General features: G+C 36.5%; 1 protein-coding gene. It reads right to left on the reverse strand.

The window, feature by feature from the left end:
• Positions 1–356, reverse strand: a 356-nt coding sequence (locus KGF38_RS20150) for a GTP-binding protein (RefSeq protein WP_227832705.1), incomplete at both ends; no start/stop codon positions are given.

Genomic DNA, 356 nt, shown 5'->3' on the forward strand with positions numbered 1-356 from the left:
CCTCTTTCTACTCTTCCTGTTGCAACTGTTCCTCTTCCTGTGATTGAGAATACGTCCTCTACTGGCATTAAGAATGGTTTATCTGTATCTCTCTCTGGAGCTGGTATATACTCATCTATTTGCTCGAATAACTCTACTATCTTATTTCCCCACTCGCTCTTTGGATCTTCTAATGCCATTAATGCTGACCCTCTTATTATTGGAGTATCATCTCCTGGGAAATCATATTCTGTTAATAAATCTCTTACTTCCATTTCTACTAGTTCTAATAACTCTTCGTCATCTACCATGTCACATTTGTTTAAGAATACTACTATATATGGTACACCAACTTGTCTTGATAATAGTATATGCTC

Source organism: Clostridioides sp. ZZV14-6387 (genome assembly GCF_020657835.1).
Lineage (GTDB): Bacteria > Bacillota > Clostridia > Peptostreptococcales > Peptostreptococcaceae > Clostridioides > Clostridioides difficile_A.